The sequence below is a fragment of the Streptomyces durbertensis genome (genome assembly GCF_014156695.1).
In the GTDB taxonomy this organism is placed as follows: Bacteria; Actinomycetota; Actinomycetes; order Streptomycetales; family Streptomycetaceae; genus Streptomyces; species Streptomyces durbertensis.
The window spans coordinates 1-1,750 of record NZ_WMLF01000697.1; the positions used below are offsets into that span (position 1 = coordinate 1).

Sequence of the window (1,750 nt, forward strand, 5' to 3'; positions counted from 1 at the left end):
ACCTCGGCACACCGCCGCCGGCCAGCGGCCGGGCCGCCCAGGCCCTCGCCTACGCGCGCGGCGCGCTCGGCAAGCCGTACGTCTGGGGCGCCACCGGCCCCCACTCCTTCGACTGCTCCGGACTCACCCAGGCCGCCTGGCGGTCCGCCGGGGTCTCCCTCCCCCGCACCACCTACACCCAGGTCAACGCCGGCCGCCGGGTCTCCCGCGACCAACTCGCCCCCGGCGACCTGGTGTTCTTCTACTCCGGTCTCACCCACGTCGGGCTGTACGTCGGCAACGGACAGATGATCCACGCGCCCCGCCCCGGCGCGCCGGTCCGCTACGCGCCGATCACCGAGATGCCGTTCAACACGGCCGTCCGCGTCGCCTGACCCCGGACGGGCCCCTCGAAGCCACCGGGCGCGCGCTGAACGGCGCGGCCCGCCGGCCCGTACTGCCTGGCATGCGGGGAGCGCACACTCTCCGCAGGCTGGTACCAGGCTGTCACAACGGAAGAGGGGCAGTACCGTGGCTCTCCCCAACCGGAACCCGAACCCCGGACCCGACCGGAACCCGCGCGCCCGCGCGTCCCGCGAGCCGGAGCCGCACGACGGCGGCGGCCGGCACGCCGCGCGCGCCACCCGGGGCACCCAGGCGGCCCGGAGCACCGGCTCCGCGCCGCCCGGCCTCGCCGACGTCGCGCTACTGCCGCTGCGCCTCTTCCTCGGCGTGACGTTCTGCTACGCCGGCCTCGACAAACTCACCGACCCGGCCTTCCCCGGACTCATGGAAGGCCTGCTGAACTCCGTACAGGGCGCCGCCGCGCCCTGGCTGCTCGACCTCGCGCTGACCAACCCGGACGCGTTCGGCTACTCCATCGCCTTCGGCGAACTCGCCGTCGGCCTCGGCACGCTCGCCGGCCTCCTCACCCGGCTCGCGGCCCTCGGCGGCGCGCTGATCTCGCTCTCCTTCTGGCTGACCATCAGCTGGAACATCGACACCTACTACTACAGCCAGGACCTGCCCTACCTGATGGCGTGGATCCCGCTGGTCATCGCCGGCGCCCGCCTCTACTCCCTCGACGCCCTCCTGGCCACCCGCCGCACGCGGCGCCGCGAGGCCGCCGCAGGCACGGCCGACACCGACTGACCCGCGCGGCGGACAGACCCTCGCGGGTCTGTCCGGCGGATCGGAATGGGGGAAGGGGCGGCGTCTGGCGCCTGCGTGGAGTCGGCGGCCGGCGACAACGCGGCGAGCGTGGAGGCCAGGCGTTGCGACGCCGCTCCGATCGGCCGGGCAGCCCGAGGTGTCCACACGGAGCTTCCCGGCCTGCGGGACCCGCACGCGCCCCGAGCCGCCACGCAGCGAGATCCCGCAGCCCGAAGAGCCGGCCCCGTGGGGGCCGCCACAGGGCGACGCCGGTCCACGGGGCACACACCGCGCCCGGCACCCGAGCGCTCCGGGCGCGCTGCGGAACCACTCGCGACCGGTCAGGCCGACCGGGTACCGGTGCACGGAAGGACTCGGTGCGGGGGACGTACCACGCGGCAACTCCGACCCGGCGGGCGCACGCCCGCCGGGTCGCGCGGGTCCGAAGGGCCCATCCCCCGTCGCCGGGTGCCCCTCCTGGCCCGGGACCGGCTCCGGCGACGTGATCGGGAACGCCGCGTCCACCCCGACTCGCCGCGGGAGGCGGGGCCGCGCTGGTCCACTCCCTGCGCCCGGCGCGTCCCGGCGCGGAGGCGTGGCGTGGGGCTGGGAGTGGGGC

2 protein-coding genes are annotated in these 1,750 nt (G+C 76.2%); both read left to right on the forward strand.

The window, feature by feature from the left end; genetic code table 11:
• Nucleotides 1–374 (forward strand): C40 family peptidase (locus GL263_RS26015; protein WP_182858184.1); only part of this gene is annotated, 374 nt, incomplete at its 5' end.
• 136 nt (nucleotides 375–510) lie between these two features.
• Nucleotides 511–1,131: a DoxX family protein gene (locus GL263_RS26020; RefSeq protein ID WP_182858185.1), complete on the forward strand. Its 621-nt coding sequence runs from the start codon at nucleotides 511–513 to the stop codon at nucleotides 1,129–1,131.
• Nucleotides 1,132–1,750 lie beyond the last annotated feature (619 nt).